Raw genomic sequence first — 23,965 nt, forward strand, 5'->3', positions numbered from 1 at the left:
GGAGCTGGCTTGCCAGCGATGGCGGTGTGTCGGGCGACACTGGTTTGGCAGACATTCCGCCTTCGCGAGCAGGCTCACTCCTGCAGGGGTTTGCATCACTCACGAAATCCATGGAAACCGCAGCGCAATGAACGATGACGCGGTGGCGAGCCGGCACTTACAATGCCCGCACCTCAGACACCGGCCCGCCCATGGACATCGACCTCGCCCGCACCTTTCTGGAAATCGTCCGCCACGGCAGCCTCGCCGCGGCGGCGCAGAAGTTGTTCGTCACACAAACGGCGATCACCGCCCGGGTGCAGAAACTCGAAAGTCAGCTGGGCAGCACGCTGTTCGTGCGCAACCGCGCCGGGGCGAAACTGACGGCCAATGGCGAGGCCTTCGTGGTCTACGCCAATCAACTGGTGCAGACCTGGGAAGCCGCGCGGCGCGACCTGCCGCTGCTGGACGGCTATCACAACGTGCTGCACATCGGCGGTGAAGTCAGCCTGTGCAACCCGTTGATGCTCAGTTGGGCCGCCGAACTGCGCGAAAAAATCCCCGGGCATGCCCTGCGCATGGAAATCCGCGACGGTGAAAACCTGCTGCGCCAACTCGAACTCGGCGTGCTCGATGCCGCGCTGGTCTATCAGCCGGAATATTGGCCCGGCCTGCAAGTCGAGCAGGTACTGGAAGAAAAACTGATTCTGGTGCGTGCGCCAAACCGCCCGGATCCTTACGTCTACATCGACTGGGGGCCGGACTTCCGTCGCCAGCACGACGCCGCCCTGCCAGACAAGGCCAAAGCCGCGTTGAGTTTCAACCTCGGCCCGCTGGCCCTGCAATACATCCTCGAACACGGCGGCAGCGGCTACTTTCGCACCCGTGTGGTGCGCAGCTATCTGGAAACCGGTGCGCTGGAAGCGGTGACCAAAGCCCCGGAATTCGGCTATCCAACCTATCTGGTGTACGCCCGCGAGCGAGACTCGGCGACCCTGCAACAGGCCTTCGATCTGTTGCGCCAGGTGATCGAGACCGATGACGACTGGTCGCAGCGCTGGAACCCGTTGAGCTGAGTCGGCCGCTTTGCACCGGAGCATGGCACAACTGACCTCAAGGTCCGGCCTGCACAAACGGCCCGATCGGCTAATCTGCCGGGTATAACAACAATACCCGCAGGTGAACGCATTGAGGCAGACCACCGAGGCATTCCGCAGCCGCTACCGTGCGGCCATTCATCCGTTGTACAACCCGTGGCTGCACGGCGCTTTCGTGCTGCTGTTCGGCGTGCTGGCGATCGGCGCCTTCTGGAGCAGCGCACGCCAGGTACAGCCACTGGAATGGCTGAGCGTGCCGCTGACCCTGCTGTTGTTCAACGTTGGCGTGTACATGGTTCATCGTCATCTCGGCCACCACAAAAAGACGTTCGCCAAGCTGTTTTATGCGCGGCATGCCGGTGACCACCACAGTTTTTTCACCCCCGGCCACATGACTTACGACGGCGCTCGCGACTGGCGGGTGATTCTGTTTCCGGCCTGGCTCATCGTCGTGCATACACTGGTTTTCACCCTGCCGCTCTGGTGGCTGCTCGCACAGTTCAACGCCAATGTCGCCGGGCTGTTCGGCGGCTGCATGGTGCTGGGCTACCTGACCTACGAGGTGTTTCACGCCTGCGAGCATCTACCGCCGAATAATCCGCTGACCCGCCTGCCGTGGATCCGCCAGATGCGTCATCTGCACGAATTGCATCACCGCCGCGAGTGCATGCAGGAGCGTAATTTCAATATCGTTTTCCCGCTGATGGATTACCTGTTCGGCACCCTCTACTGGGAGCCGCAACCCGCCCCGTTGCGCCATTCGAGACCCGCCATGACCCGCATGCAGCACCAGATCGATATCGCCGGCGAACCCATGGCCATCCTTCGCTACGCTGCCAGCGTCAACCACTGGCCGCAGTGGCATCCCTCGTCGCTGAAGATCGACGGCCCGCAAGGCCCGCTGCACGCCGGCGCACGTTTCGAAGAAGACATTCATGCCGGCGGGCGCGCCGGTCATTTGCGCTGGGAGGTCACCGAGTATCTGCCCGGCCGGCGCTGGTGCGCGCGGGCGCGCGGTGACCACGGTCTGTCGTTGCGGCTGACCTACGAATGCACGGCCGAAGGCGACGGCACACGGTTCGTGCGCACCCTGGATTATCGCTTCGACGGCTTGGGCATGCGCGTTGCCAACCTGTTGCTGTTGAAGCGCCGCATCGAACGTGAATCGGCCACATCGATGCACGCCCTGCGCGACATGGCACTCAAGCACCTGACGCTGACGGGGCAACACTCATGAAGCGCCTGCTGTTACTGCTGGTCGTCCTCGTCATCGCGTTTTTGCTGTTGATGCCAACCAGGGTTCAACCGGTGGCGTGGAAACCGCCAGCGGCACCGTCACTGAGCGAAGGGATATATGCCGAAAACCAGCGACTCAAAGCCGTCGAACAGATTGGCCCGGGCGACATCGATGGCCCGGAAGCACTGCTGCTGGAAGGCGACTTCCTGATCACCGGCCTGCATGACGGGCGGCTGATTCGCACCAGCCTCGATGGCAAGACACGCCAAGTCCTGAGCGACACGGGCGGCCGCCCTCTTGGGCTGGCGCGGCATCCCAACGGTCTGCTGGTGATTGCCGACGCGGTCAAAGGCCTGCTCTCGCTTGACGCTCAGGGTCGACTGATTCCTCTGACGACCGAGGCCAATGGCCTGCCCTTCGGTTTTACCGACGACGTGGCGATCGACAAGTCCGGGCACTACGCCTATTTCAGCGATGCCAGCAGCCGCTGGGGCTATGGGCACGACGGTGAGGCGATCATCGAACATGGCGGTGACGGGCGTTTGCTGCGCTACGACTTTCAGACCGGCAAAACCAGCGTGCTCCTCGACAAGCTGCAGTTTGCCAACGGCGTGACACTCGGCCCGGACGACGCTTATGTGCTGGTCAACGAAACCGGCGCCTACCGCATCAGTCGTTACTGGCTGACGGGCCCCAAGGCCGGCACCCATGACCTGTTCATCGACAACCTGCCCGGTTTGCCGGACAACCTCGCGTTCAATGGCAGCAACCGCTTCTGGGTCGCCCTCTACGCACCGCGCAGTGCCTTGCTCGACGGCACCGCCGGGCATCCGTGGGTGCGCACGATGATCGTCCGGGCACTGACTGTGCTGCCCAAACCGGTGGAGAAACGCGGGTTTGTGCTGGGGCTGGATCTGCAGGGCAAGGTGATCGCCAATCTGCAAGATGCCAGCAGCGGCAATTACTCGCCGATCACCACGGCGCGCGAGTATGGGGACTGGTTGTATTTGGGTTCACTGAAAGCCAGGCACATGGCGCGGTTGCCGCTGGCTGATGCGCTGAAGTAAGTGCGCAGACGAGTGCTGGATGGCCGGGCGTCATCGCTGGCCACCAGCACGGTTTTGCAGGTTGATCAGGCCTTGGCGGCCATCGCGGTGACTTCCACGCGCATGCCTTCCACCGCCAGCGACGCCACGCCCACCGCCGCGCGCACCGGCCATGGCTTGGCGAAGAAGCGCTTGTAGACTTCATTGAACGCAGCGCGGTCGGCCATGTCGGTGAGGTAAATGGTCAGGTGCATCACCCGATCCATCGAACTGCCCGCCCGCTCCAGCGCCACTTTCAGCGCCTGCAGGGTGCATTCGCTTTGCAGGGTGATATCCCCCAGTTCCAGGCTGCCATCGGCGCGGGTCGGGATCTGGGTCGAGACCAGAATGCCGTTGAAACCGACAACATCGGAGGAAATCGAATCCGCATCCGGATCAGGGGTGAAGCTGAGGTCGTGATTAGCCATGTAAGTCTCTTGTCTGGAGAGAATGAGGGTCGCCGGCCAACAACCCGCCGGGACTTTTCGCGGGGCAGTTTACAACAGTCTTCCGGTGCGGCTCAGGCAACCCTCGCTGCCGGACCAAAATCGCGCGCATAAAAAAACGCCAGCCCTTTCGGACTGGCGTTTTTCTGAATATGGCAGGGGCGGCTGGATTCGAACCAACGCATGGCAGGATCAAAACCTGCTGCCTTACCGCTTGGCGACGCCCCTGTATCTCAAGCTCTGTAACAAGCTCTGCGAGAATGGGCCGCAATTTACCAACCTTTTTTTGATCTGGGAAGCCCCGAGTGCAAAAAAATTTGTTTTAAAACAGCCAGTTATTTTCTGAATCAAGGCAACCGTCACGATTCACTTCGACACCTTCAGCGCAATCGCCTTGCGAATCAGCGCTTTCAAGGCCTGCGCATCGCCCGGATCGACCTCGTGAAAATCAATCGCCCGGCGGGTGTTGCCCTCCAGGCTGGCGTTGAACAACCCCGCTGGATCGGCCTGCGATCAATGCCTGATGCAATTCCTGATAGGCCGCGACCAATTGCTCAAGGGAGAAGGCCCGATTGCGCCCACTGGGATTAGGCAATACCCACACGTGCGCGCCACCCAAAGTCTTCGCCTGCGCTCCCCACGCCACCACTGTCTGCCCCGACAACGCGGCATACGCAGCCTTGCCGAGAAACGCCACATAACGCGGCGCATAGCGGCGGATCTTCTGTTCAAAGCCCAGAGCCGCCGCGACGAATTCCTGCGCCGCCAACTGATCTGCCCGCGCCGTCGGCCGCTCGACCACCGCCGTCAAGCCGCAGCCAAATTGCAGGATGCTTTGATCGTCCTCCGCCTGCACCTCATGCGGCGTAAACCCGGCCAGATGCAAGGTGCGCCAGAAGCGATTCCCGCGCCCGGCAAAATGATGCCCCTGCGCCGCCGCGAGTAACCCCGGATTGATCCCGCAGAACACCACCGAAAGCCCCGGCGCCAGAATGTCTTCCAGCCTTTCACCCGCCATGCGCCCGCCCCTCGCTCGCAAACAATTGCAACACCACCCACGGCAAACTCTAGAATGGCCATCCCATCCACAGAGCCAACAACAACGATGGACGTTATTCAGACCCTGCGCTGCTTCGTCGCCGTGGCCCAAAGCGGCAGTTTCACCGCCGCGGCCGACGTGCTCGACACCACCACGACCAACGTATCGAAAGCCGTCTCCAGCCTCGAAACCCGGCTGCACACGCGCCTGATCAACCGCACCACCCGCCGCCTCGCGTTGACCGAAGCCGGCGTACGTTATTTGCAGCGCGCCGAAAAAATTCTTGATGACTTGCGCGACGCCGATGAAGAAGCCGGCACCGCCCAGACCTTGCCGGTCGGGCGTCTGAAGATCCACGCCATGGCCGCCATCGGCAATCACTACGTGATCAACGCCATTGCCCGCTACCGCGAGATTCACCCCACGGTGATGTTCGACCTGACCCTGAGCAACCGCCTGCCCGACCTGCTCGAAGAAAGCTACGACATGTCGATCGTCCTCGCCCGCGACCTGCCGGATTCCGGTTTCGTCGCGCAACGCCTGGGCACCACTTACAGCATTCTCTGCGCTTCACCAGCGTACCTGGCCAAACGCGACCACCCCGCTACGCCTGCCGACCTCGCCGCGCACGATTGCCTGCGCATCGTCAACACGGTAATGCCCGCAGAAAACTGGGTGTTCGAAGGGCCACAGGGCATGGAAACCCAGAATATCCCCGACTCGCCCTTCCACATCAACACCGCCGACGGCATGGCCACGGCGATCAGAAATGGCATGGGCATCGGCATTCAGCCGCTGGCATCAGCCGTCGAAGGATTGGTTGGAGGCTCGCTGGTGCGAGTCCTGCCGCAGTACCGCCTGGAGGAATACAACCTGTTTGCGATTTACCCGTCGCGCAAATTCGTCGACGCCAAAATCAAGACCTGGGTGGAGTTCCTGAAAACCGCCATTCCGCAACTGCTGGCGTCCGATGAAGACATCGCCGGGGCCAAAGAACTCGCCAAGGCTTAATGCCGCAGACCTGGAGTGTCGACCCTCCAGCGCCGGCACCGACATCAACCGTTGGAACAACCGCTGCCCATCACTTGGTATTGCACGACATGTTGCGCGCCGTTCGAGTCTTCATAAGTCATCTGCACCGGCACCGCGCCGCACTGATTGGCCGCGTCGGAGATCGACACCACGTGGGCGATGTCTAGGTGAGCGGCGGCGTTGTACGCCTCGACTGGCGCGGTGTCATCCGCCGCAAACGCCTGCGCGCCGATACCGCCAAAGGCCAGAAGAAGAGCGATTTTTGCAAGTTTCATGATGTTCACCGTCTCGTGGGAAACCGTGTTGTGTCACGGGTTGCAGACGATGTTAGGGATTGAAGCGCACGACAAAAATCGGTCGGCTGGACAAACACTGTGTCCGGAATGGTGATGAATAAGACCTGAGAACCTTGGACAGGCCATTCGCGAGGGGATTTAGCGAAACGTCATACTGCCCCGCTTTCCTCTTTGCCAAACCATCCATTCACGAAAAGCGCAGCCCCGAAAACCCTCACGTTTAACCCTTTCCCCGCACACGTTTAAAAACACTCGCCGTTACGTCAACCCAGGCTACAACGCCTTGCGCCATTGCCTACGACTACGCCAGAATCCGCCGGCTTGTGCGCCCAGGGTGCGGGTTCTATCGTGGTTCGGTCGCTGAAAAGCAGCGATCGGGTTTGGTAGCCCGGCACTTCCAGGTCGCATAGTTCCCCTTTTGCAGAGGTCGATTTTCCGTCCCTGTTTTATGGTGGTCATGCGTAGGGCGTCTTCGGGCGCGCCGGGCTCCTGGGCCGGTCTACCAACCTGTGCATGGCCGCCACCCTTCGTTTGGTAGCGAAGCGTGATGGCTCCTTAATCGTTTTCCCAGGAGTTACATCATGTTCAAAGTCACACCAAACCCGCCCGAAACCGAAACAGTCTCACCCTACGAATCCCCCGATTCCCGAAAACTCAGCGAAGCCGCCGAACGCGCCCTCGACCACTACCTGAACCCCGCCAGCCCAATCATGGCGACGCCCTACACACCCAACGCCATGTTCCTCGCCAACCCCAAAATCGCCACCGAGGAATTGCTGGCGAACGCCAGTGAATCACTGGGTTCGGCGACGGTGATGTTGGGGGACGTCGCGGCGCTGGTTGAGGGCCCGATTCGCAAGACCCTGCTGGGCATTGCGCAGGTCGTGATGCTGGGAGAATTGGCGGTGAATCAGGCGTTGGATAATGTTGTGCCGACGGCCTAGCGAATATTCCCGCTTGGCGCTCTATGGTGAGCGCCGAGAGGGATCTGTCAGAAATCGACTGCGTGATTTGTCTGCTTCCGGCCAAAAGCAGTCGTTCAGGCAGGACTGCTTTCGACCCACAGTTGCCCTTGGTAATTCTGAGCGCATTGATTATTTTGCGAGATTAGTCCCGAAAGGTATTAAAATATTTGATTTCTCATCAAAGTCACACGTGATAGTAAGCTGGGATTTTGGAATCATCATCTGTGTCGTTATCATATTTACCAGGTGGTCGTATCTTATTGGGTGACCGATCACCCCTTCGGCATACTTATTCAGATTTTTACTGATGATATTGGTCCCCTCAAAGAAAATTCCAGTAATGAATTTCTCACCTGAATCTAGTTGTTGTGACTTTATGTCGATGTTGATTTGCCTCAACTTTCCAGGGATCACGTAAAATCGATTTTGATAGGTTATCAGTACATCAGAGATCAGCTCAAAGCTCGGCATCAGCGTCTCAATTTTTCGCAGCTCAAAGAGCTCGTCAAATTTCGAGGTCTTAAACGCGTCTCTGATCTCACCTTTTGAATTAAAGAACACCTCAAACAGCATGCCATCCAATATAGACTTTCTTTTTTCTATGGACAGTTCAGATGTGTTTTTATTGAAGTCAGTAATATAATGCGTTGCATCGTTCGACGATCCACATGCCGCCTGATAGATATTTCTTCCCAAGACAAATAGTGAGTTTACATCTGACGCTTCAAGATTTTCCCTGGTAAGTTTGTAAATGGCAGGATTTTGAATGTACCAATTTCTTGACTTTAACTCTCGAATGCACTCAGCAATTGGTGTGCCGATCGGAGGGATGAACGTCGAGTCTGCGATAGCAGCGGCGCTGTAGATTGTGAGGCGTCGCCCGGCGCTAATGTTAAAGAAAAAATCGCCAGAAAGGGAGGTGTGCTCCCAAGATGTCTGTTTATTGCTCGTGGTAACGCTGAGCGTGTTTCTAACTCGCTTGAAAAGATCCTCTACGGAAATATCGAGTGTGTTGATGTGCTTAAGAAGCGCCTCAGTATAACTGCCGTTGCGATTAGGACCGTCTGCTGCTACCTCACCTGGCGATGTAGCAAACGCGATAAGTGTTCCTTTTGGAGTGTAGACCGAAGCCAGCCCGGTCAGTTCTGGACCACGATTCCAAGATCGCACAAAAGGATTGTTTCGACATGCATCCAATATTATTAAGTTAGTTGGATTTGAGCAGTCGTCCATAATCTCTATAAGCTGATTTAGGGCGAATGATGTGTGTTTTACTGAGATTTCATCAAAAAAATTTGTGTCGGTTGTTATCAGGTAGTTCTCGCCTTTGATTTGTATTCCATGGCCGGCAAAATAAAACAACCCAACATCGTTACTATTTAAATTGTCTTTGAAGTTTTCTATGGCTCTATCTATGTCCTCTGCGGTGCAATCAACCTTTAGTATTACTGAAAAGTCCAAGGCTTCAAGTACTTCAGCCATGTCGATAGCATCATGCGTTGCATTAGCTAGAGCTGCTCCGCCTGGATAGTTTGAAATTCCAATTACGAGTGCCGTTAAACGCCGTTTCATTCGGTCTCTTCCTTGAATAAAGGTATATCTAGGCTACTATTTTGACATCACTCCGTCCAACGAATTCATAAGAAGTCGAAATTCCGACGATCTAGGGTGAGGCCGCTAAGCCCATGGGCGGAAGTTAAGTATTTAAGCTCCGTCAACACGTTGTGTGAGCGAGCAGCCTGTTTAGTTACGTTTGGTTGCATTGACTGGCCGCGTTTGGCCGACTCCCGCCTGATGTGTCGGGCAGAGAGCGGCCAGAAGCGGACATCGGTAAGCGACCGCTGTCGGCCAAAAGCGGCCAGTCATCAAAGCCCCAATAAATGGGGACAGATCCATTTTCGAAAATAAATCCGTCCCCTTATGCCATATGTGCGCTAGCGGAATACTGAAAGTTGAACAGCCCCAGCCTTCGTAGGCGCACTCATCCTCTATGGCCTCTTTCCAGCTGATGCGCGGTAGCCCGCTTTTGGCCGATTTCCGCCCGAGGTATCGGGCAGAGAGCGGCTAATAGTGGTCGGTCATGAGTGGCTACTCATCTGCCAACAACTTCGATACGCTCAATTTGTGTTTAGGCCATGGCATGATCTACGTTTAAGTTGGCCGAGGGCAAGCCACATACTTATCGATAAGGGCGCATATGAGCAAAAAATCGACCGATTTACTCCCGCTATTGGACTACCTGAGGATTCATCGCGTAATCCGAAGCGTCCTGGACTCTGCTAACGCAGACACTGCTCACGCTTGCTGGTACTTCAGCCTGGCAGGCGCAGCAATACTGCGCATACACTACAAGAAAGAGGCTCATGCCTTGGCAGGTGCCATGTGCCTGATGAGCGATATGAGAGACTCAAGCGTCATGTGCTTCGCAAAAATTGAAAATAACGAAGTCCATAGCTCCGTCGATGCTTTTCATGCGATGGTCGCTTGTGACGGTTACCTCATTGACTTCATGACTCCGATTTTCCCCGAAACGGCCGCATCCTCGAATCATGCATTTTTGCCCCCGGCGAAATCTTTTCAACGAAAGATCGAGACGATGAAGCCTTCCCCGGCAGACCTCGTAAGGGATGGTGACTTCTTCTTCGATCCGAATATGGAGCTGACCGACAGCCTGTTGAGGAAAGTCGCGGAAAACCAATTTCTGACTGACGTAGTTCAGGGGTGCAGCGACTGGTACAGAAAGCCACCAAAAACCATTCCCTCAGTCCTCACCATACGTAACGAAAAGGGTCAGGTGAGCCATGTGAGGCTTAAAGATGCTTCGGTAATTGGAGCTTGGTGAACAGACTCCGAGCCTCTCAGAATCAGCCGTACCTCCCCCCTGGGCCTGCCAAATCAAATGCACCTATCTGTAAATGCGCCTTTCAAGCTTTGTTCGATCATCCCCCCCGCAAAAAGATTTTGAAATTGAGTCAAGCAATGAAAGCACTTGAGTTTCAATTTCGTAAAAATCTTTCTTCGGCATAAATTGAAGATTGAATCCAATCCCCTCCAAAGCTTTGATCATTTCCGCTTGGTGGTCTTTGTAGATAAAAGGCCCTTTACTAGCCTTATAAGATCTAAAGTTCGAACCAGAGATAACCTCATTAAGCTGACCAACGAACTCAAAATACGAATTAGACAATGACATATCTCCCTTTCTTGAGTTCGAATAGATAAGGCCGTAGATTTTATGAGGATCAAATGATGACATAGAAAGTAAGTCCCTCTTCCTTACTTCCTCCACGAAGAAGCTCTGAAACAGAGAAAGGTGAGATATATGGTTTGTAAAATACGACGACTTGAGTGTAGACAAGTAACTCAACAGCGCCACAAAAATCGCACCGACAGTAGCAACAAGGACAATGAGATCTAACGTTGACTTAGCAATATTGAAAGCCGTGCTATAATGTTCATACAGGCTTATAAAACACTTATTGGTAAAGCAAAACGGTAACAGGTAAAGCTGATCTGCAAGAAAAATCGTCACAAATATAACAAAAGAAAGACCAAAACCGACACCTCCGATTGAGGCAAGCAACATAATCAAGTACTTAAAATAAGAATGCTGACTTGAAAAAAAATCTCGCATACCTTTAGAGGGCCACGCTATCAATTCATAAAGACTTATCAATTACGTCCTCACTCGCAGGCTTGAGCCTTCTTAACTTATTCCTTAACTGCTTAGAAGTTATGTCGTAGACACGATCTAAAACTATCAGCCGCTCCATAACTCGATGAAATCTAGACTTGTACCAGTGGGTATGCTTTTTGGTGTCAAAATCTTTTTCTAAGCGTGCAACCATATCTTTAGCTCTATTAACATCACGTCTTGATGGCAAAGGCTTAATGGAATTAAGTCTATTTAGAAGCGCTTTATGTTGATTATGGCGAACCCTATGGAGTTTATTCACCCGCCCCATACAGCGATTATAATCATGCCTGTATCCGTGCGTAGTTCTATAGCTAGGCTCGGCTGCGAGAGACTCTAAGTTGCGAACCGCTGCTCTAATTCTACCTACCTCATCAGCAGGAAGTCGCGGAGTATTAAAACTTACTCTCAGTCCGTGGACGGTCAGTGGTTCAGTGGAGGTTCTAAATACTCGGGTCTTACCTTCATTGATAGGGAGGTCTTTGGCGGTCAACATATCACTAATAATTTTAAGCGAATACGTGAAGTCGGTATTTAGCGACTTTGATGAAACAGTTATATCATCTACCAATCTAGTGTAGGTGAAGCCTTTTCTGTTAAGTCGCTCAACAACATCTCCCTCAACATCATATAAGCACAAAGAGGCAATGTAACTTGATGTCAAGCCCCCTTGAACAAGATGAGAGTTATGGCAGCACAAGTCGGCAAGAACACTGGAGACTTCATCGTCATATTTAAGAAATCTGCTGAATATAGAGAAAACTATATCCTGATGGATGTTGTCAAAGAAGCTCGAAACGTCAACTTTTAGCAGGCTTTTTGCACCGCAGTGCCTTCCAGCACAAGAAACATAGTCCTTGCTATCATAGGCGTCATTGTTTTTTTGGTTTGGCACTGAGCCATAAATATAGTGCGGCCATCTAATCACGTAATGGTTGGAAAAAATTGCAACATTTATTCGCTTTTGGATTTTTCTTAAGAATCGATGAGGGTTGTAAATGGGGCGACTTATTCCTCCCGCTTTTTTTACATTTTCTTTTTTGGTGTATCGCTCCTCATGGCTCAATGCCAATACAGAAGCAAGGAACTCATCAGTAACACGCAGAAGCTTGCATAAATTTTCGCGACTACTAATTGAGTTTTTCGAGATTTTTAGTGGGTTCGCAAGCACGATAGCCAATCCATTGGATATAAATGTGAGCCGTACCAACCCATAACATAGGGTAAAGAGAAAGATGTTGCGTTCATCGAAACCATCCGCTGAAAACCACCATCTTTCTCATGGTAGGCCCACCGTGAAGCACTCCAGCGGGACGCGGGGGTCGGAGACTGCCGGGGCCCTCTCCTCATCAGTTCAATGCCTACACATTGAACGCTCATTACTGAGCTAACCAGCGGATGTTATGTTTCGATTGCGGCAAATAGGCGATACGCCTACGCAACCCGAAAATACACTATTTTCTTCGGTAAGCAACAAATTTATGATCTCGAAGGCCACCTAATAATATAGATGACAAACTCCGTTGCCGAACATCCATAGCGATACGCTATCGTTTAACCACTAGAGCGCCTACCGACCGCTTTTGGCCGAAAGCAGACCTCTCTCCACCGACGAAACCGCCGTCACAAACCTGTCACCCCCAACCTGCTAACCTCCCCTGCGCCTCCTCCTCACTTACCCAAGAGCCCCAACAAAAGGTGCCCCAAGGTGTACTCCGTCGCCCCACCCCGCCAGACAATCATCCTCCGCTCCGAAAACCTCCACGCCGAAGACTTCGGCGCCCTCTTCTCCCGGTTCTTCGGCAATCGCTACGCCGACTCCCCGCCAATCCCTTCCAGCATCATCATCGACGGTGTCTACGGCAGACACGACGGCGTGAGTTTCCGGCGTATGCATTACCACGGTGATTTCACCGTCACCTTCCCCGACCCGCAGGACGAGATCACTTTCGTGATTACCACGGCGGGCAAGATTGTGTTCAACCACCGCACCAAGTCCGTCGGTGTGGCGCAGGTGGGGTTGGCGATTGATAAGGCGGATATCCGTTCGATGCGGTTTCTCGACAATCATGCGCAGCACGGGATTTCCGTGAGTCGGGCGCAGCTCACGGAGCGGTTGGCGGCGTTGTTGGGGCGACCGGTTGTGCAGAAGATTGTGTTTGAGCCGATGGTGGATTTGCACACGGCGGCGTTTCGGGGGATCAAGGCGTTGATTGATCTGGCGACGGGCACGGAGTTTGATCTGTTGCTCAACAGCGGCACGCTGATGCCGTCGCGGTTGCGCGAGATGTTGATTGATGCGGTGCTGGAGGCGTGGCCGCACAATTTTACCGAGGCGTTGCGCCAGCCTGCACCGAGGGTGGCGCCGCGGCATGTGAAGTTGGCGATGGCGTTTATTCAGGCGCATCCGGAGCAATTGGTCAGTGGCGTAGAGCTGGCGCGGTTGAGCAATGTCAGTCAGCGCGCATTGCAGGAGGGGTTTCGGCGGTTTGTCGGGATGTCGATTGTGGCGTATCAGCGGCAGGTGCGGCTGGAGCGGGCTTTCGAGGCGCTGCGGCATTCGGCGTCGGTGACGGAGGTGGCGTTGCGCTTTGGCTTCAGCAATATCGGGCGGTTTTGTCAGTATTTTCAGCAGGCGTATGGGGTGAGTCCGGCGCAACTGAGGGGGTCGGGTTTGATTGGTTTATAGGCAAGGAAGCTTGTGGGTCAGTTGACGGTGATGTTGGCTGACATGACGCCTTCGCGAGCAGGCTCGCTCCCACAGGGTTAGTCGGTGAATCAGGGTCGCCAATTCCCTGCTTCTAGCGGGTTCTGATGGTGCTTTGTCAATGGTGGTCGTCCTTGACCTTGCGCGGTTGTCCCTGCTTCAGAACGCGTAACTGGCCTTCAGACTGCCGCTGAAACCGTGGCTGTCACCACCACCGCTGGCACCGACTTCTGCGCCGACGCTGACAGCGCCAAGGCTGGCCATCAGGTTGACGCCGCCGCTGAACTGGTCGCGGTTGTCGAAGGCGGCGCGTTGTTCGATGTCGAGGCCCAGCAAGTGGCCCTGGCTGTTGACGTCGTTGTTGCCCAGCGTGCGTTCGTAGCCGACTTGTACGCCTGGCACCAGTTGCCAAGCGCCCATCGCCACCGGGGCGAACGCCACGTTGAGGTTGGCGACGGCACTGCGGCGGGTGGCGGTGTTGTCGTCGAAGTCGAGTGCCAGTTCGCTGCCCTGCTCTTTGAAGCCTTTGAGGTCGAGGTGGCTGATTCGCACACCGAGGCTGGGTTCGAGGATCATGCCGTTGACCGGTGCGCGGTAACCCAGCGCCAATGTTGCGCCGGTGAGGTTACCGTGGGTGTCGCCCTTGGCCGTGCCGAGGCCGCCGCCGAGTTCGCGTTTGCTGGCGTAATCGACGTAGCCGGCGCTGGCATTGGCGTCGACGAACAGCCCGCGTTCCAGGCTGGTGAAGCCGTAGCGCGCACCGAGGTTGAAGAAGGTGAAGTCGGTATCGGCCTCGCCACCTGCGCCGCCGACGGTGCCTTTGCTGTAACCGAAACCGCCGCGAGCACTGAGTTGTTCGGAGAAGCGCTGGGTGATGCCGACCATCAGGCCTTGGCTGTGTTCGTTGCTGCTCTCGGCGCGGGACGAGCCGTCGGTGCCGAGGTAACCGGCGAGCGCGGTGGTCCACAACCGGTATTGCCCGACGTTCAGATCGGAGCCGCTGGCGTAGGGGGCGGCGGCTTGTTCGATCAACGCGTTCTGCCGCAGCAGGTAGCTGGCGGCGTCGGCATGAACCTGGCCGCCGACCTGAGCTTCGACACCGCCGAGGGTGCCGGCGTCGATGGCCGATTGCAGGTAAGAGTTGTAGGCGCTGTAGCTGCCAGACAGGTTGGTGTTCTGCAATTGACGCAGTAATTCGGCACCGGCAGCGGCGTTGCCGACCAATCCGGCCTGCCCCGGCAGGCTGTTGTACTCGACCAGTTTGCCGCGCAGCACGTAGATGGTTTCCTGCGACAGGCCAAGACCTTGCTTGAGGTAGTTGTCCATGCTGCCGTATTCGGCGGTGACTTCATCAAGACCGGCCTGCAGGTAGCTGGCCTGCACGCCAAGCAGCGGCGCATAGATCGAGGCCATGCTCGGCGGCAACGCCTTGAGGGTCGCGGCGACGCGCGCGGCGGTGTAGTCGTTGGTTGCCAGGTAGTTGGCCATGATGGTCGCGTTGTCGACGCCGGCGATGCTCTGCAACACGGCGGCCGTCCAGCCCGTGCGGTCCTTGCCGGCGGTGCAATGGAACAGTTGCGCGCCGTCGGTGCTGGCCAGTTCGTTGAATAACTTGCCGAACTGCCCGCGCATCCCCGCGTCGCTGACGAAGGCGCGGTTGGTCTGTTCCATCATGGCGATGGCATCGGCGGCACTTTTGAACGACACGGTGGTGATGTTCGCGCCCGAGGTGGTGCTGCCGATGATGTCGATGTTCTGGTAGCTCGCGCCGCTCAGCATTGTGTCCGGCGTACCAGCGATTTCGCTCGGCGTGCGCAGGTCGTAGACGGCTTTGATGCCGAGGCTGTTGAGGGTCGCCAGATCCGCTGCCGACGGCGTGATCGCGTTGGAGCGGTAGAACACGCCACCGCGCATCGTGCCATCGTGGGCCGTGGAATACGCGGTGGTCAGCCCGGCGACATCACGGAAGTTGTCGATGCTTTGCAGGCGGGGCGTGTCGAGCACGACCGGCTCGGCAGCCTGGGCAGCAGCGATGGACAGGCTCAGAACAGACAGCGAACACACAAGACGTTGAAACACAGTGCAGCCTCATTGGAATTAGCGTTGGGCTGGCTACTATCTGCAATCAACTGATACCGAATATGACAGAACGACTGCGCAAGAAGATGGCTGCGCGATCGGGCCGTGGGCTGCGTTTTTTGTCCGTAGGGTTCGGTTTTTTGCATGAATTTCGGGAGCAAGCCAGCTCCCACAGTTTTTTTGCGGTGAGCTCAGGACTGGCAGCTGCCAGAGATCCAAAGTGGGAGCTTGCCGCCCATGTCTGGCGCCTTAAAGTATCGAGTGATCAAATCAAACTCCGCTCCGACGCCGCCAACTCATGCTCGGCCAGTGTGTTGCGTGCATGCAACCGAGCACGGCAGATGGCGTCATCCACTTTTTACCCGAGGCGATCTTGCCGCACATCAGGTGTAGTGTGGGTGCACGCATTGGGGACGCTTCCTTATGTCGATTGCTGGATAATGCCCAACGCCTGTCAGCGAGGCCATTGAGGCGCATGACTCAACGAGGAACCCAGATGACCACAATCACCGCACGCCAATGCTCGTCTTGGGTGCTACTGACCCTGCTCGCCACCGGCATGGCGCTGACGCCCGGCTGTTCGAGCAAACGCTACGCCACCAACGGCTCGAACTGCTACGCCAAAGCCGTGCCCACTTCCGGCGAAGGTGGTCTGGCCTGGGGCGACACCTTGAGCATGGCGCGCAAGAAGTCGATGAATAACTGCATGCGCTATGCGAGCCGCTCTGGAGGGACGCCGAACACTTGCCAGGTGGTGCAGGCGCAGTGCAAACGCTGAAGACAATTGATGAGTTCTGCTCATGAACCCTAGCAATCAAAACCGTATTGTTGAGCAATGAACAGCCCTATAAGGTGAAGGAACACCTGGAAAGAGTTGCCCACCATGAAAAATCCTGCACAAGTGATCGTCGTCATCGGTCCCGGTTCTATTGGCCAGGCCATCGCCCGCCGGGTCAGTGCCGGCAAGCATGTGATACTGGCGGACCTGAAACAGGAGAACGCCGACGCAGCAGCCAGAGTCCTTTTCGATGCAGGGTTTGAGGTCACCGCGACGGTCGTCGACATCGCCTCTCGTGAATCGGTGCAGGCCCTGGTGCAGACCGCCACCGCCATCGGCGAGATCAGTGGCGTGATCCTTGCCGCTGGCGTTTCCCCTTCGCAGGCGCCAGTCGCGACCATTCTTCGAGTGGATCTGTATGGCACGGCGCTGGTGCTGGAGGAATTCGGTAATGTCATCGCCAAGGGAGGCTCGGCGGTGGTGATCGCCTCGCAGTCTGGCCATCGCCTGCCGGCTCTGAGTGTCGAGCAGAACAAGGCACTGGCCACCACGCCGGTGGAAGAACTGTTGGCGTTACCGATGCTACAAGCTGATCAGATCAGCGATCCCTTGCACGCTTACCAGATTTCCAAACGCGGTAACTCATTGCGGGTCATGGCCGAGGCGGTGCGTTGGGGCAAGCGTGGGGCGCGGGTCAATACCATCAGCCCGGGGATCATTTTCACCCCGCTGGCACGAGACGAACTGAGCGGCCCGCGTGGCCCCGGCTATCAGCGCATGATCGACTTGAGCGCCGCCGGACGCGGTGGCACACCAGATGAAGTCGGCGCGGTCGGTGCGTTGCTGATGGGGCCGGAAGGCACGTTTATTACGGGTAGCGATTTCTTGATGGATGGGGGTGTGACGGCGGCGTACTTGTACGGCGATCTGGCGCCGCAGTAATCATTCACTGAGACGACCTGTTCTTTGGCAAGCCCGCCCGCACAGGTTTACGCAACCGTGGAGAGGGGATTCAGCCCCTCGCCACAGGCTCCTCACTACGAAGTGACCGTCTGCTATCAGCGCTTCAACGCCGCCGCATTCGCCCGCGCGGTGTGCAGCTTTTTGTAACTGTCGATCAGACGCAAATGCCGATCCAGCCCTTCGAGCTTCATGCTGGTCGGTGTCAGACCGTAGAAACGCACACTGCCGTTGACCGAACCAATCGCCGCGTCCATGCGCTCGTCACCGAACATGCGACGGAAGTTGGCTTCGTAATCGGCCAGCTCCAGATCCTCGTCCAGCTCCATCTCAAGGCACACATTCACCGCCTGATAGAACAAGCCGCGTTCGACAGTGTTGTCGTTGTATTGCAGGAACGCTTCGACCAGGTCCTTGGCCTGCTCGAATTTCTGCAGGGCGAGGTAGATCAGCAGGCGCAGTTCCAGAATGGTCAGCTTGCCCCACGGCGTGTTGTCGTCGAACTCGATACCGATCAGCGTGGTGATATCGGTGTAATCATCCAGCTCGCTGTTTTCCAGGCCCTGGGCCAGGTTGCGCAGACCGACTTTGCTCAAGCTGTGCAGGTTGAGGATGTCGGCGCGGAATTGCAGGGCCTTATTGGTGTTGTCCCAGATCAGATCGTCGACCGGGTAGATTTCCGAGTAATCCGGCACCAGGATCCGGCAAGCGTTGGCGCCGAGATCGTCGTAGACCGCCATGTAGGCTTCTTTGCCCAGGTTTTCGAGAATGCCGAACAGCGTTGCGGCTTCTTCGGCGTTGGAGTTTTCGCCCTGCCCGGAGAAGTCCCACTCGACGAATTCGAAGTCAGACTTGGCACTGAAGAAGCGCCACGACACCACACCGCTGGAGTCGATGAAGTGCTCGACGAAGTTGTTCGGTTCGGTCACGGCCTGGCCGGAGAACGTCGGCTGCGGCAAATCGTTCAAGCCTTCGAAGCTGCGGCCTTGCAGCAGCTCGGTCAGGCTACGCTCCAACGCCACTTCCAGGCTCGGGTGTGCGCCGAACGAGGCGAACACACCACCGGTGCGCGGGTTCATCAGGGTCACGCACATCACCGGGAATTCACCACCCAGCGACGCATCCTTCACCAGCACCGGGAAGCCCTGCTCTTCCAGGCCTTTGATCCCGGCGAGAATGCTCGGGTACTTTTCCAGTACTTCCTGCGGCACGTCCGGCAGGGCCATTTCGCCTTCGAGGATTTCGCGTTTGACCGCGCGCTCGAAGATCTCCGACAGGCACTGCACCTGGGCTTCAGCCAACGTGTTGCCGGCGCTCATGCCATTACTCAGGAACAGGTTTTCGATCAGATTCGACGGGAAGTACACCACCTCACCATCCGACTGGCGCACGAACGGCAGCGAGCAGATGCCACGCTGGGTGTTGCCGGAGTTGGTGTCGTACAGGTGCGAGCCTTTGAGTTCGCCGTCGCGGTTGTAAATGTCCAGGCAGTAGTCGTCGAGAATCTCTGCCGGCAGCTCGTCTTTCGGGCCGGGCTTGAACCAACGCTCGTTCGGGTAATGCACGAACTCGGCGGTGGCGATGTCTTCGCCCCAGAATTGATCGTTGTAGAAGAAGTTGCAGTTCAGGCGCTCGATGAACTCGCCCAGCGCCGAGGCCAGTGCGCCCTCTTTGGTCGCGCCCTTGCCGTTGGTGAAGCACATCGGCGAGTGCGCGTCACGGATGTGCAGCGACCAGACGTTAGGCACGATATTGCGCCACGAGGCGATCTCGATCTTCATCCCCAGATCCGCGAGAATCCCCGACATATTGGCGATGGTCTGCTCAAGCGGCAGGTCCTTACCAACGATGTAAGTGCCCGCCGCCGACGTCGAATGCGGCATCAGCAGCGCCTGCGCATCGGCGTCGAGGTTTTCGACTTCCTCGATCACAAACTCGGGACCGGTCTGCACGACCTTCTTCACCGTGCAGCGATCAATCGAACGCAGAATGCCCAGGCGATCTTTTTCAGAGATGTCCGCCGGCAATTCGACCTGAATCTTGAAGATCTGGTTGTAGCGGTTTTCCGGGTCGACGATGTTGTTCTGCGACAGGCGAATATTGTCGGTCGGGATGTTACGCGTCTCGCAATACAGCTTCACAAAGTAAGCCGCGCACAAGGCCGACGACGCCAGGAAGTAGTCGAACGGCCCCGGTGCCGAGCCATCGCCTTTGTAGCGGATGGGCTGATCGGCGATCACCGTGAAGTCGTCGAACTTGGCTTCAAGTCGAAGGTTGTCGAGAAAGTTGACCTTGATTTCCATGCGGGTTTACCAGAGAGCAAAAACGAATTGGCGGCCATTATCCGGGTTTTCAGCCTGACGTCTTGTGCTTTTGCGTAATCATCGCCGAGTGGGCTGTGCGGCGCCTGTGCGGCTGCGGACGACAAAAATGCCACGAGCAGTGAATTATTTCGTGTCTTCTTGTATCTGACGGAAAGAACCCATGCCACCAAAACAATGGCATCGAATCCGTTCAGCTATGAGTGACCCGCATGAAATCAAGGAAAAACAAGGTCAATCCCATCGGATTGAAAGACATCACCATTGTCGACGACGCCAAGATGCGCAAAGCGATCACCGCCGCCGCGCTGGGCAATGCCATGGAATGGTTCGACTTCGGGGTCTACGGATTTGTCGCCTATGCACTCGGCAAGATCTTCTTCCCCGGGGCTGATCCTGGCGTACAGATGATTGCAGCGCTGGCGACCTTCTCGGTGCCGTTCCTGATTCGTCCGCTGGGCGGGCTGTTCTTCGGTGCGCTGGGCGACAAATACGGGCGGCAGAAAGTGCTGGCCGCGACCATCGTGATCATGTCGCTGAGCACCTTCGCCATCGGCCTGATACCGTCCTATGAGTCGATCGGCATCTGGGCGCCGATCCTGCTGTTGCTGGCGAAAATGGCTCAGGGTTTTTCGGTCGGCGGTGAGTACACCGGCGCCTCGATCTTCGTTGCCGAATACGCGCCCGACCGCAAACGCGGCTTCCTCGGCAGCTGGCTGGACTTCGGTTCGATTGCCGGCTTCGTCCTCGGTGCCGGCGTGGTGGTGCTGATCTCGACGATCATCGGCGAAGAGAAATTCCTCGAATGGGGCTGGCGCCTGCCGTTCTTCCTCGCCCTGCCGCTGGGTATGATCGGCCTCTATCTGCGGCATGCACTGGAAGAAACTCCGGCATTTCAGCAGCACGTCGAAAAACTCGAAGAAGGCGACCGTGAAGGTCTGGCGGGCGGGCCGAAAGTCTCGTTCAAGGAAGTCGCGACCAAGCACTGGCGCAGCCTGATGACCTGCATTGGCGTGGTGGCGGTGACTAACGTCACCTATTACATGCTGCTGACCTACATGCCGAGCTATTTGTCGCACAACCTGCACTACAGCGAAAACCGTGGCGTGCTGATCATCATCGCGATCATGGTCGGCATGCTGTTCGTGCAGCCGGCGATCGGCTTTATCAGCGACAAGATTGGCCGCAAGCCCTTCATTGTTGTCGGCAGTATCGGTCTGTTTCTGCTGGCGATTCCGGCGTTCATGCTGATCAACAGCGGCAAGATCGGCCTGATCTTTTCCGGTTTGCTGATCCTCGCGGTGTTGCTGAATTTCTTCATCGGCGTCATGGCCTCGACCCTGCCGGCGATGTTCCCCACGCACATCCGCTACAGCGCGCTGGCCGCTGCATTCAACGTCTCGGTGCTGATCGCTGGTCTGACCCCGACCGCCGTGGCCTGGCTGGTGGAAAGTACCAACAACCTGTACATGCCGGCCTACTACCTGATGGTGATTGCCGTGGTTGGCCTGATCACCGGCGTGACCATGAAAGAGACCGCCAACAAACCGCTACGGGGTGCTGCACCGGCGGCGTCTGACCTTGAGGAAGCCAAGGAACTGCTCAAGGAACACCACGACCACATCGAGCAGAAAATCGAAGACATCGACGCCGAAATCGCCGAACTGGAAGCCAAACGCAAGGAGTTGGTGCAGCAGCATCCGCGCATTAACTGAGCCGTTCGCAGCGTGGCCACTCAAAACGGAGTCGAGTGGCCACATAAACGCCGTGCAACTCAATCCGCAGACGACCACTCACTGAATTGACGAAGGTTGCGCCATTCTAAGCAACCTCGATATCGAAGGTGCCAGCGTGGACACTCACTCCGATCGTCGCAACAACCTCTCGCTGGACAGCCTGAACTTCTTCCTCGCCGATGTGCGCGACGGACTCGGGCCGTATCTGGCCATTTACCTGTTGGCCGTGCATCACTGGGAACCGGCCAGCATTGGGCTGGTGATGACCCTCGCTGGCGTCGCCGCCCTTGTCACCCAGACACCCGCCGGTGCTCTGGTCGACAACACACGCAGTAAACGAGCGGTCATCGCGATTGCCGCATTGCTGGTGACCGGCAGTTGCGTGGTATTGCCCTTCGTGACGTCCTTCAGTCTGGTGGCGATCACTCAAGCGCTGAGCGCCGCAGCGGCATCGGTGTTCGCACCGGCTATCTCGGCGATCACCCTGGGCATCACCGGTCCGCGCGCGTTCACCCGGCGCACCGGACGCAACGAGACTTTCAACCATGCTGGCAACGCCTGTGCGGCGCTGCTGGCTGGTGGGTTTGCCTACTTGTTCGGGCCGGTGGCGGTGTTCTATCTGATGGCGGTCATGGCGCTGTGCAGCGTGATCGCCGTGAGCTTCGTCGACAGCAACGCCATCAACCATGATCTCGCCCGTGGGCTCGACCCAAGCGACGCCGCCCACGGCAAGACGCCATCGGGATTGACGGTGTTGCTGACCAACAAAGCGCTGCTGATGTTCGCCATCTGTTGTGCCCTCTTCCACTTGGCTAACGCGGCGATGCTGCCACTGGTGAGCCAGAAGCTGGCGCAGGTCAACTTGCAAATGGCGACACCACTGACTTCGGCCTGTATCGTCGCCGCGCAACTGGTCATGGTGCCGGTCGCCCTGCTGGTTGGGGTCAAAGCCGATGTGTGGGGACGCAAGCCGCTGCTGCTCGCGGGCTTCCTGATTCTTCCGTTGCGCGGCGTGCTCTACACCTTGTCCGCCGACCCTTACTGGCTAGTGGCGGTACAGATGCTCGACGGCGTCGGCGCAGGGATCTTCGGCGCATTGTTCCCGGTGGTAGTGAAAGATCTGACCTTGGGCACCGGCCACTTCAACGTCAGCCTGGGCGCGCTCTCGACCGTTTTCGGCCTGGGCGCAGCATTAAGTGCCAGCGTCGCGGGTGTTGTATTGCAGGAAGCCGGTTACAACGCGGCATTTCTGACCCTGGCGGTGATTGCCGGGGTGGCATTCGTTCTGTTGTGGTTGGCGGTACCGGAGACCTTGCGGCGGGTGGGGAATGATGTGAATGTTCTTGACCGTGAGGCGCCCTTCACTGCTCCGCCGTAAAACCCTATATCGTTAAGTGGGAATTGCTGATGAGGGAGGAAGGATTTGGCTGATAACACGCTTGAGTTCACCGAAAGTGATTTGGCGCAAATGCAGCGCTTCAACCGCAAACTCGCCTGGCTGCCGCGGTTTCGCGTTCGCAATCGGCTGACGCCGCGTTTGATCCAGGCTTTGCTGCGCGCCAGTCAGATGCTCGGCGCGAACAAACCGGTCAAGCACGGCCTTCAAGTGCAAAGCACTGTGGTTCATTCGCACGCGGCTTCAGTGCCCGTCCGAATCATCCGCCCACAAGGAAAGCCCAAGGGTGTGGTACTTGATTACCACGGTGGCGGCTGGGTGATCGGCAATGCACAGATGAACGATGACCTTAACATCGCAATGGTCAAGGCTTGCAACGTGACAGTGGTGTCAGTTGACTATCGGTTGGCAGTCAATACACCGGTTGAGGCGTTGATGGCGGATTGTCTTTGCGCCGCACGCTGGCTGCTGAGCGACAATTGCACGGAATTCGTTGGCCTGCCGGTGATCGTCGTCGGCGAATCCGCGGGCGCGCACTTGGCAACCGCAACGTTATTGGCACTCAAACCTGCACCCGGCTTGTTGCAGCGCGTCTGCGGCGCCTTGCTGTATTACGGCGTCTACGATCTCGCGGGCACCCCGAGCGTACATGCCGCACCTGCAGAAACGCTGGTACTCGACGGCCCGGGCATGGTCGAGGCGCTGCGCCTGCTGACTCCAGGACTGAGCGATGATGAACGCCGACAGGCGCCATTGTCTCCGCTTTACGGCGATTTGAGCGGATTGCCACCGGCGTTGATGTTCACCGGCGAACTGGATCCGCTGCGCGATGACACGCTGGAACTCGCTGAGCGTTGGCAACAATCGGCACCAGTTGAAGTACATCTACTGCCCTCGTCCGCCCATGGCTTTATTCATTTTCCTACCACCATGGCTAGTCGTGTTCTGGACTACAGCCGGGCGTGGCTTTCGCATCAGATCGGGGCAATTAAGGGCTAATTGGCAAGCGAAGCACTTTCCTGCGGACAAAACAAAACCCCAACTGCTTTCGCAATTGGGGTTTCGGAATTTAATCTTGACGATGACCTACTCTCACATGGGGAAACCCCACACTACCATCG

At 57.0% G+C, this 23,965-nt stretch carries 20 protein-coding genes, 1 tRNA gene and 1 pseudogene; 12 read left to right on the forward strand and 10 right to left on the reverse strand.

Annotated elements, in window-relative coordinates; translation table 11 throughout:
* Nucleotides 1-191: 191 nt before the first annotated feature.
* The 3 genes from ACTJKS_RS19555 (at nucleotide 192) to ACTJKS_RS19565 (ending at nucleotide 3,380) form a co-directional block, all read left to right on the forward strand.
* On the forward strand, nucleotides 192-1,055 hold the full coding sequence (locus ACTJKS_RS19555; RefSeq protein WP_041072725.1) for a LysR family transcriptional regulator: 864 nt from the start codon (nucleotides 192-194) through the stop codon (nucleotides 1,053-1,055).
* A 112-nt stretch (nucleotides 1,056-1,167) separates the two neighbouring features.
* On the forward strand, nucleotides 1,168-2,313 hold the full coding sequence (locus ACTJKS_RS19560; RefSeq protein ID WP_262947939.1) for a sterol desaturase/SRPBCC family protein: 1,146 nt from the start codon (nucleotides 1,168-1,170) through the stop codon (nucleotides 2,311-2,313).
* Entirely contained in the window at nucleotides 2,310-3,380 is a 1,071-nt protein-coding gene (locus ACTJKS_RS19565) for an SMP-30/gluconolactonase/LRE family protein (protein WP_145598418.1), read from the forward strand. The genes ACTJKS_RS19560 and ACTJKS_RS19565 overlap by 4 nt, the downstream gene beginning before the upstream one ends.
* Before the next feature lie 65 nt (nucleotides 3,381-3,445).
* Here the strand turns inward: ACTJKS_RS19565 and ACTJKS_RS19570 are convergent, their stop codons facing one another.
* The 4 genes and pseudogenes from ACTJKS_RS19570 to mug all read right to left on the reverse strand — a co-directional run bounded on the left by ACTJKS_RS19570 (nucleotide 3,446) and on the right by mug (nucleotide 4,862).
* Complete coding sequence (locus tag ACTJKS_RS19570) at nucleotides 3,446-3,826, reverse strand: RidA family protein (RefSeq protein ID WP_025113298.1); 381 nt, start codon at nucleotides 3,824-3,826, stop codon at nucleotides 3,446-3,448.
* A gap of 171 nt (nucleotides 3,827-3,997) precedes the next feature.
* A tRNA-Gln gene (locus tag ACTJKS_RS19575) sits at nucleotides 3,998-4,072 on the reverse strand.
* Between the two features lie 138 nt (nucleotides 4,073-4,210).
* A pseudogene (locus ACTJKS_RS19580) lies at nucleotides 4,211-4,351 on the reverse strand (DUF1801 domain-containing protein); the annotation flags it as partial.
* A complete protein-coding gene (gene mug, locus ACTJKS_RS19585; RefSeq protein WP_262947941.1) occupies nucleotides 4,293-4,862 on the reverse strand; it encodes a G/U mismatch-specific DNA glycosylase in 570 nt (189 codons plus the stop codon). The gene mug and the pseudogene ACTJKS_RS19580, both read right to left, overlap by 59 nt.
* A gap of 87 nt (nucleotides 4,863-4,949) precedes the next feature.
* Between mug and ACTJKS_RS19590 the strand changes: the two genes are divergently transcribed.
* Nucleotides 4,950-5,894, forward strand: coding sequence for a LysR family transcriptional regulator (locus ACTJKS_RS19590; RefSeq protein ID WP_262947943.1), 945 nt, complete (start codon nucleotides 4,950-4,952; stop codon nucleotides 5,892-5,894).
* A 44-nt stretch (nucleotides 5,895-5,938) separates the two neighbouring features.
* On the opposite strand, the gene ACTJKS_RS19595 is transcribed toward ACTJKS_RS19590, so the two are convergent.
* Nucleotides 5,939-6,190: a DUF2790 domain-containing protein gene (locus ACTJKS_RS19595; protein ID WP_262947944.1), complete on the reverse strand. Its 252-nt coding sequence runs from the start codon at nucleotides 6,188-6,190 to the stop codon at nucleotides 5,939-5,941.
* Between the two features lie 602 nt (nucleotides 6,191-6,792).
* Between ACTJKS_RS19595 and ACTJKS_RS19600 the strand changes: the two genes are divergently transcribed.
* The gene (locus ACTJKS_RS19600; protein ID WP_041072735.1) at nucleotides 6,793-7,155 is read left to right on the forward strand and encodes a DUF6124 family protein; all 363 of its coding nucleotides are present in this window, start codon (nucleotides 6,793-6,795) and stop codon (nucleotides 7,153-7,155) included.
* 150 nt (nucleotides 7,156-7,305) lie between these two features.
* Here ACTJKS_RS19600 and ACTJKS_RS19605 read toward each other — a convergent pair whose 3' ends face one another.
* On the reverse strand, nucleotides 7,306-8,748 hold the full coding sequence (locus ACTJKS_RS19605) for a caspase family protein (protein WP_262947945.1): 1,443 nt from the start codon (nucleotides 8,746-8,748) through the stop codon (nucleotides 7,306-7,308).
* A gap of 625 nt (nucleotides 8,749-9,373) precedes the next feature.
* Here ACTJKS_RS19605 and ACTJKS_RS19610 point away from each other — a divergent pair.
* On the forward strand, nucleotides 9,374-10,018 hold the full coding sequence (locus ACTJKS_RS19610; protein ID WP_085700760.1) for a DUF2026 family protein: 645 nt from the start codon (nucleotides 9,374-9,376) through the stop codon (nucleotides 10,016-10,018).
* Nucleotides 10,019-10,081: 63 nt separating this feature from the next.
* On the opposite strand, the gene ACTJKS_RS19615 is transcribed toward ACTJKS_RS19610, so the two are convergent.
* Entirely contained in the window at nucleotides 10,082-10,759 is a 678-nt protein-coding gene (locus tag ACTJKS_RS19615) for a retron Ec48 family effector membrane protein (RefSeq protein WP_262947946.1), read from the reverse strand.
* A 73-nt stretch (nucleotides 10,760-10,832) separates the two neighbouring features.
* Nucleotides 10,833-12,038 (reverse strand): reverse transcriptase family protein, encoded by a 1,206-nt coding sequence (locus ACTJKS_RS19620; protein WP_262947947.1) that lies wholly within the window; start codon nucleotides 12,036-12,038, stop codon nucleotides 10,833-10,835.
* Nucleotides 12,039-12,575: 537 nt separating this feature from the next.
* Here ACTJKS_RS19620 and ACTJKS_RS19625 point away from each other — a divergent pair.
* The gene (locus tag ACTJKS_RS19625) at nucleotides 12,576-13,556 is read left to right on the forward strand and encodes an AraC family transcriptional regulator (RefSeq protein WP_440828979.1); all 981 of its coding nucleotides are present in this window, start codon (nucleotides 12,576-12,578) and stop codon (nucleotides 13,554-13,556) included.
* Nucleotides 13,557-13,733: 177 nt separating this feature from the next.
* Here the strand turns inward: ACTJKS_RS19625 and ACTJKS_RS19630 are convergent, their stop codons facing one another.
* Nucleotides 13,734-15,653 carry a tyrosine-protein phosphatase gene (locus tag ACTJKS_RS19630; protein ID WP_262947949.1) on the reverse strand — a complete coding sequence of 640 codons (1,920 nt, stop codon included), beginning with the start codon at nucleotides 15,651-15,653 and terminating at the stop codon, nucleotides 13,734-13,736.
* Nucleotides 15,654-16,149: 496 nt separating this feature from the next.
* On the opposite strand from ACTJKS_RS19630, the gene ACTJKS_RS19635 reads away from it, so the two are divergent.
* Both ACTJKS_RS19635 and ACTJKS_RS19640 read left to right on the forward strand, forming a co-directional pair.
* Nucleotides 16,150-16,431, forward strand: a complete 282-nt coding sequence (locus ACTJKS_RS19635) for a hypothetical protein (protein WP_108182881.1) — start codon at nucleotides 16,150-16,152, stop codon at nucleotides 16,429-16,431.
* 105 nt (nucleotides 16,432-16,536) lie between these two features.
* The gene (locus tag ACTJKS_RS19640) at nucleotides 16,537-17,373 is read left to right on the forward strand and encodes an SDR family oxidoreductase (protein WP_108182882.1); all 837 of its coding nucleotides are present in this window, start codon (nucleotides 16,537-16,539) and stop codon (nucleotides 17,371-17,373) included.
* A 116-nt stretch (nucleotides 17,374-17,489) separates the two neighbouring features.
* Here ACTJKS_RS19640 and ACTJKS_RS19645 read toward each other — a convergent pair whose 3' ends face one another.
* Entirely contained in the window at nucleotides 17,490-19,694 is a 2,205-nt protein-coding gene (locus ACTJKS_RS19645) for an OsmC domain/YcaO domain-containing protein (RefSeq protein WP_041071726.1), read from the reverse strand.
* A gap of 230 nt (nucleotides 19,695-19,924) precedes the next feature.
* On the opposite strand from ACTJKS_RS19645, the gene proP reads away from it, so the two are divergent.
* From proP to ACTJKS_RS19660, 3 genes are all read left to right on the forward strand, one after another.
* Nucleotides 19,925-21,427, forward strand: a complete 1,503-nt coding sequence (proP, locus tag ACTJKS_RS19650) for a glycine betaine/L-proline transporter ProP (protein WP_041071723.1) — start codon at nucleotides 19,925-19,927, stop codon at nucleotides 21,425-21,427.
* Nucleotides 21,428-21,563: 136 nt separating this feature from the next.
* Entirely contained in the window at nucleotides 21,564-22,826 is a 1,263-nt protein-coding gene (locus ACTJKS_RS19655) for an MFS transporter (protein ID WP_108182884.1), read from the forward strand.
* Nucleotides 22,827-22,916: 90 nt separating this feature from the next.
* Entirely contained in the window at nucleotides 22,917-23,843 is a 927-nt protein-coding gene (locus tag ACTJKS_RS19660; RefSeq protein ID WP_108184403.1) for an alpha/beta hydrolase, read from the forward strand.
* Nucleotides 23,844-23,965 lie beyond the last annotated feature (122 nt).

Source organism: Pseudomonas sp. 22189, assembly GCF_052045635.1.
In the GTDB taxonomy this organism is placed as follows: domain Bacteria; phylum Pseudomonadota; class Gammaproteobacteria; order Pseudomonadales; family Pseudomonadaceae; genus Aquipseudomonas; species Aquipseudomonas parakoreensis.

Excerpts from the sequence above, each read along its gene's own strand:
- proP (WP_041071723.1), top strand. The coding sequence starts at position 19,925 with ATGAAATCAAGGAAAAACAAGGTCAATCCCATCGGATTGAAAGACATC.
- ACTJKS_RS19595 (WP_262947944.1), bottom strand. The coding sequence starts at position 6,190 with ATGAAACTTGCAAAAATCGCTCTTCTTCTGGCCTTTGGCGGTATCGGC.
- ACTJKS_RS19605 (WP_262947945.1), bottom strand. The coding sequence starts at position 8,748 with ATGAAACGGCGTTTAACGGCACTCGTAATTGGAATTTCAAACTATCCA.
- ACTJKS_RS19615 (WP_262947946.1), bottom strand. The coding sequence starts at position 10,759 with ATGTTGCTTGCCTCAATCGGAGGTGTCGGTTTTGGTCTTTCTTTTGTT.
- ACTJKS_RS19610 (WP_085700760.1), top strand. The coding sequence starts at position 9,374 with ATGAGCAAAAAATCGACCGATTTACTCCCGCTATTGGACTACCTGAGG.
- ACTJKS_RS19565 (WP_145598418.1), top strand. The coding sequence starts at position 2,310 with ATGAAGCGCCTGCTGTTACTGCTGGTCGTCCTCGTCATCGCGTTTTTG.
- ACTJKS_RS19660 (WP_108184403.1), top strand. The coding sequence starts at position 22,917 with ATGCAGCGCTTCAACCGCAAACTCGCCTGGCTGCCGCGGTTTCGCGTT.
- ACTJKS_RS19555 (WP_041072725.1), top strand. The coding sequence starts at position 192 with ATGGACATCGACCTCGCCCGCACCTTTCTGGAAATCGTCCGCCACGGC.
- mug (WP_262947941.1), bottom strand. The coding sequence starts at position 4,862 with ATGGCGGGTGAAAGGCTGGAAGACATTCTGGCGCCGGGGCTTTCGGTG.
- ACTJKS_RS19570 (WP_025113298.1), bottom strand. The coding sequence starts at position 3,826 with ATGGCTAATCACGACCTCAGCTTCACCCCTGATCCGGATGCGGATTCG.
- ACTJKS_RS19635 (WP_108182881.1), top strand. The coding sequence starts at position 16,150 with ATGACCACAATCACCGCACGCCAATGCTCGTCTTGGGTGCTACTGACC.
- ACTJKS_RS19640 (WP_108182882.1), top strand. The coding sequence starts at position 16,537 with ATGAAAAATCCTGCACAAGTGATCGTCGTCATCGGTCCCGGTTCTATT.
- ACTJKS_RS19645 (WP_041071726.1), bottom strand. The coding sequence starts at position 19,694 with ATGGAAATCAAGGTCAACTTTCTCGACAACCTTCGACTTGAAGCCAAG.
- ACTJKS_RS19590 (WP_262947943.1), top strand. The coding sequence starts at position 4,950 with ATGGACGTTATTCAGACCCTGCGCTGCTTCGTCGCCGTGGCCCAAAGC.
- ACTJKS_RS19600 (WP_041072735.1), top strand. The coding sequence starts at position 6,793 with ATGTTCAAAGTCACACCAAACCCGCCCGAAACCGAAACAGTCTCACCC.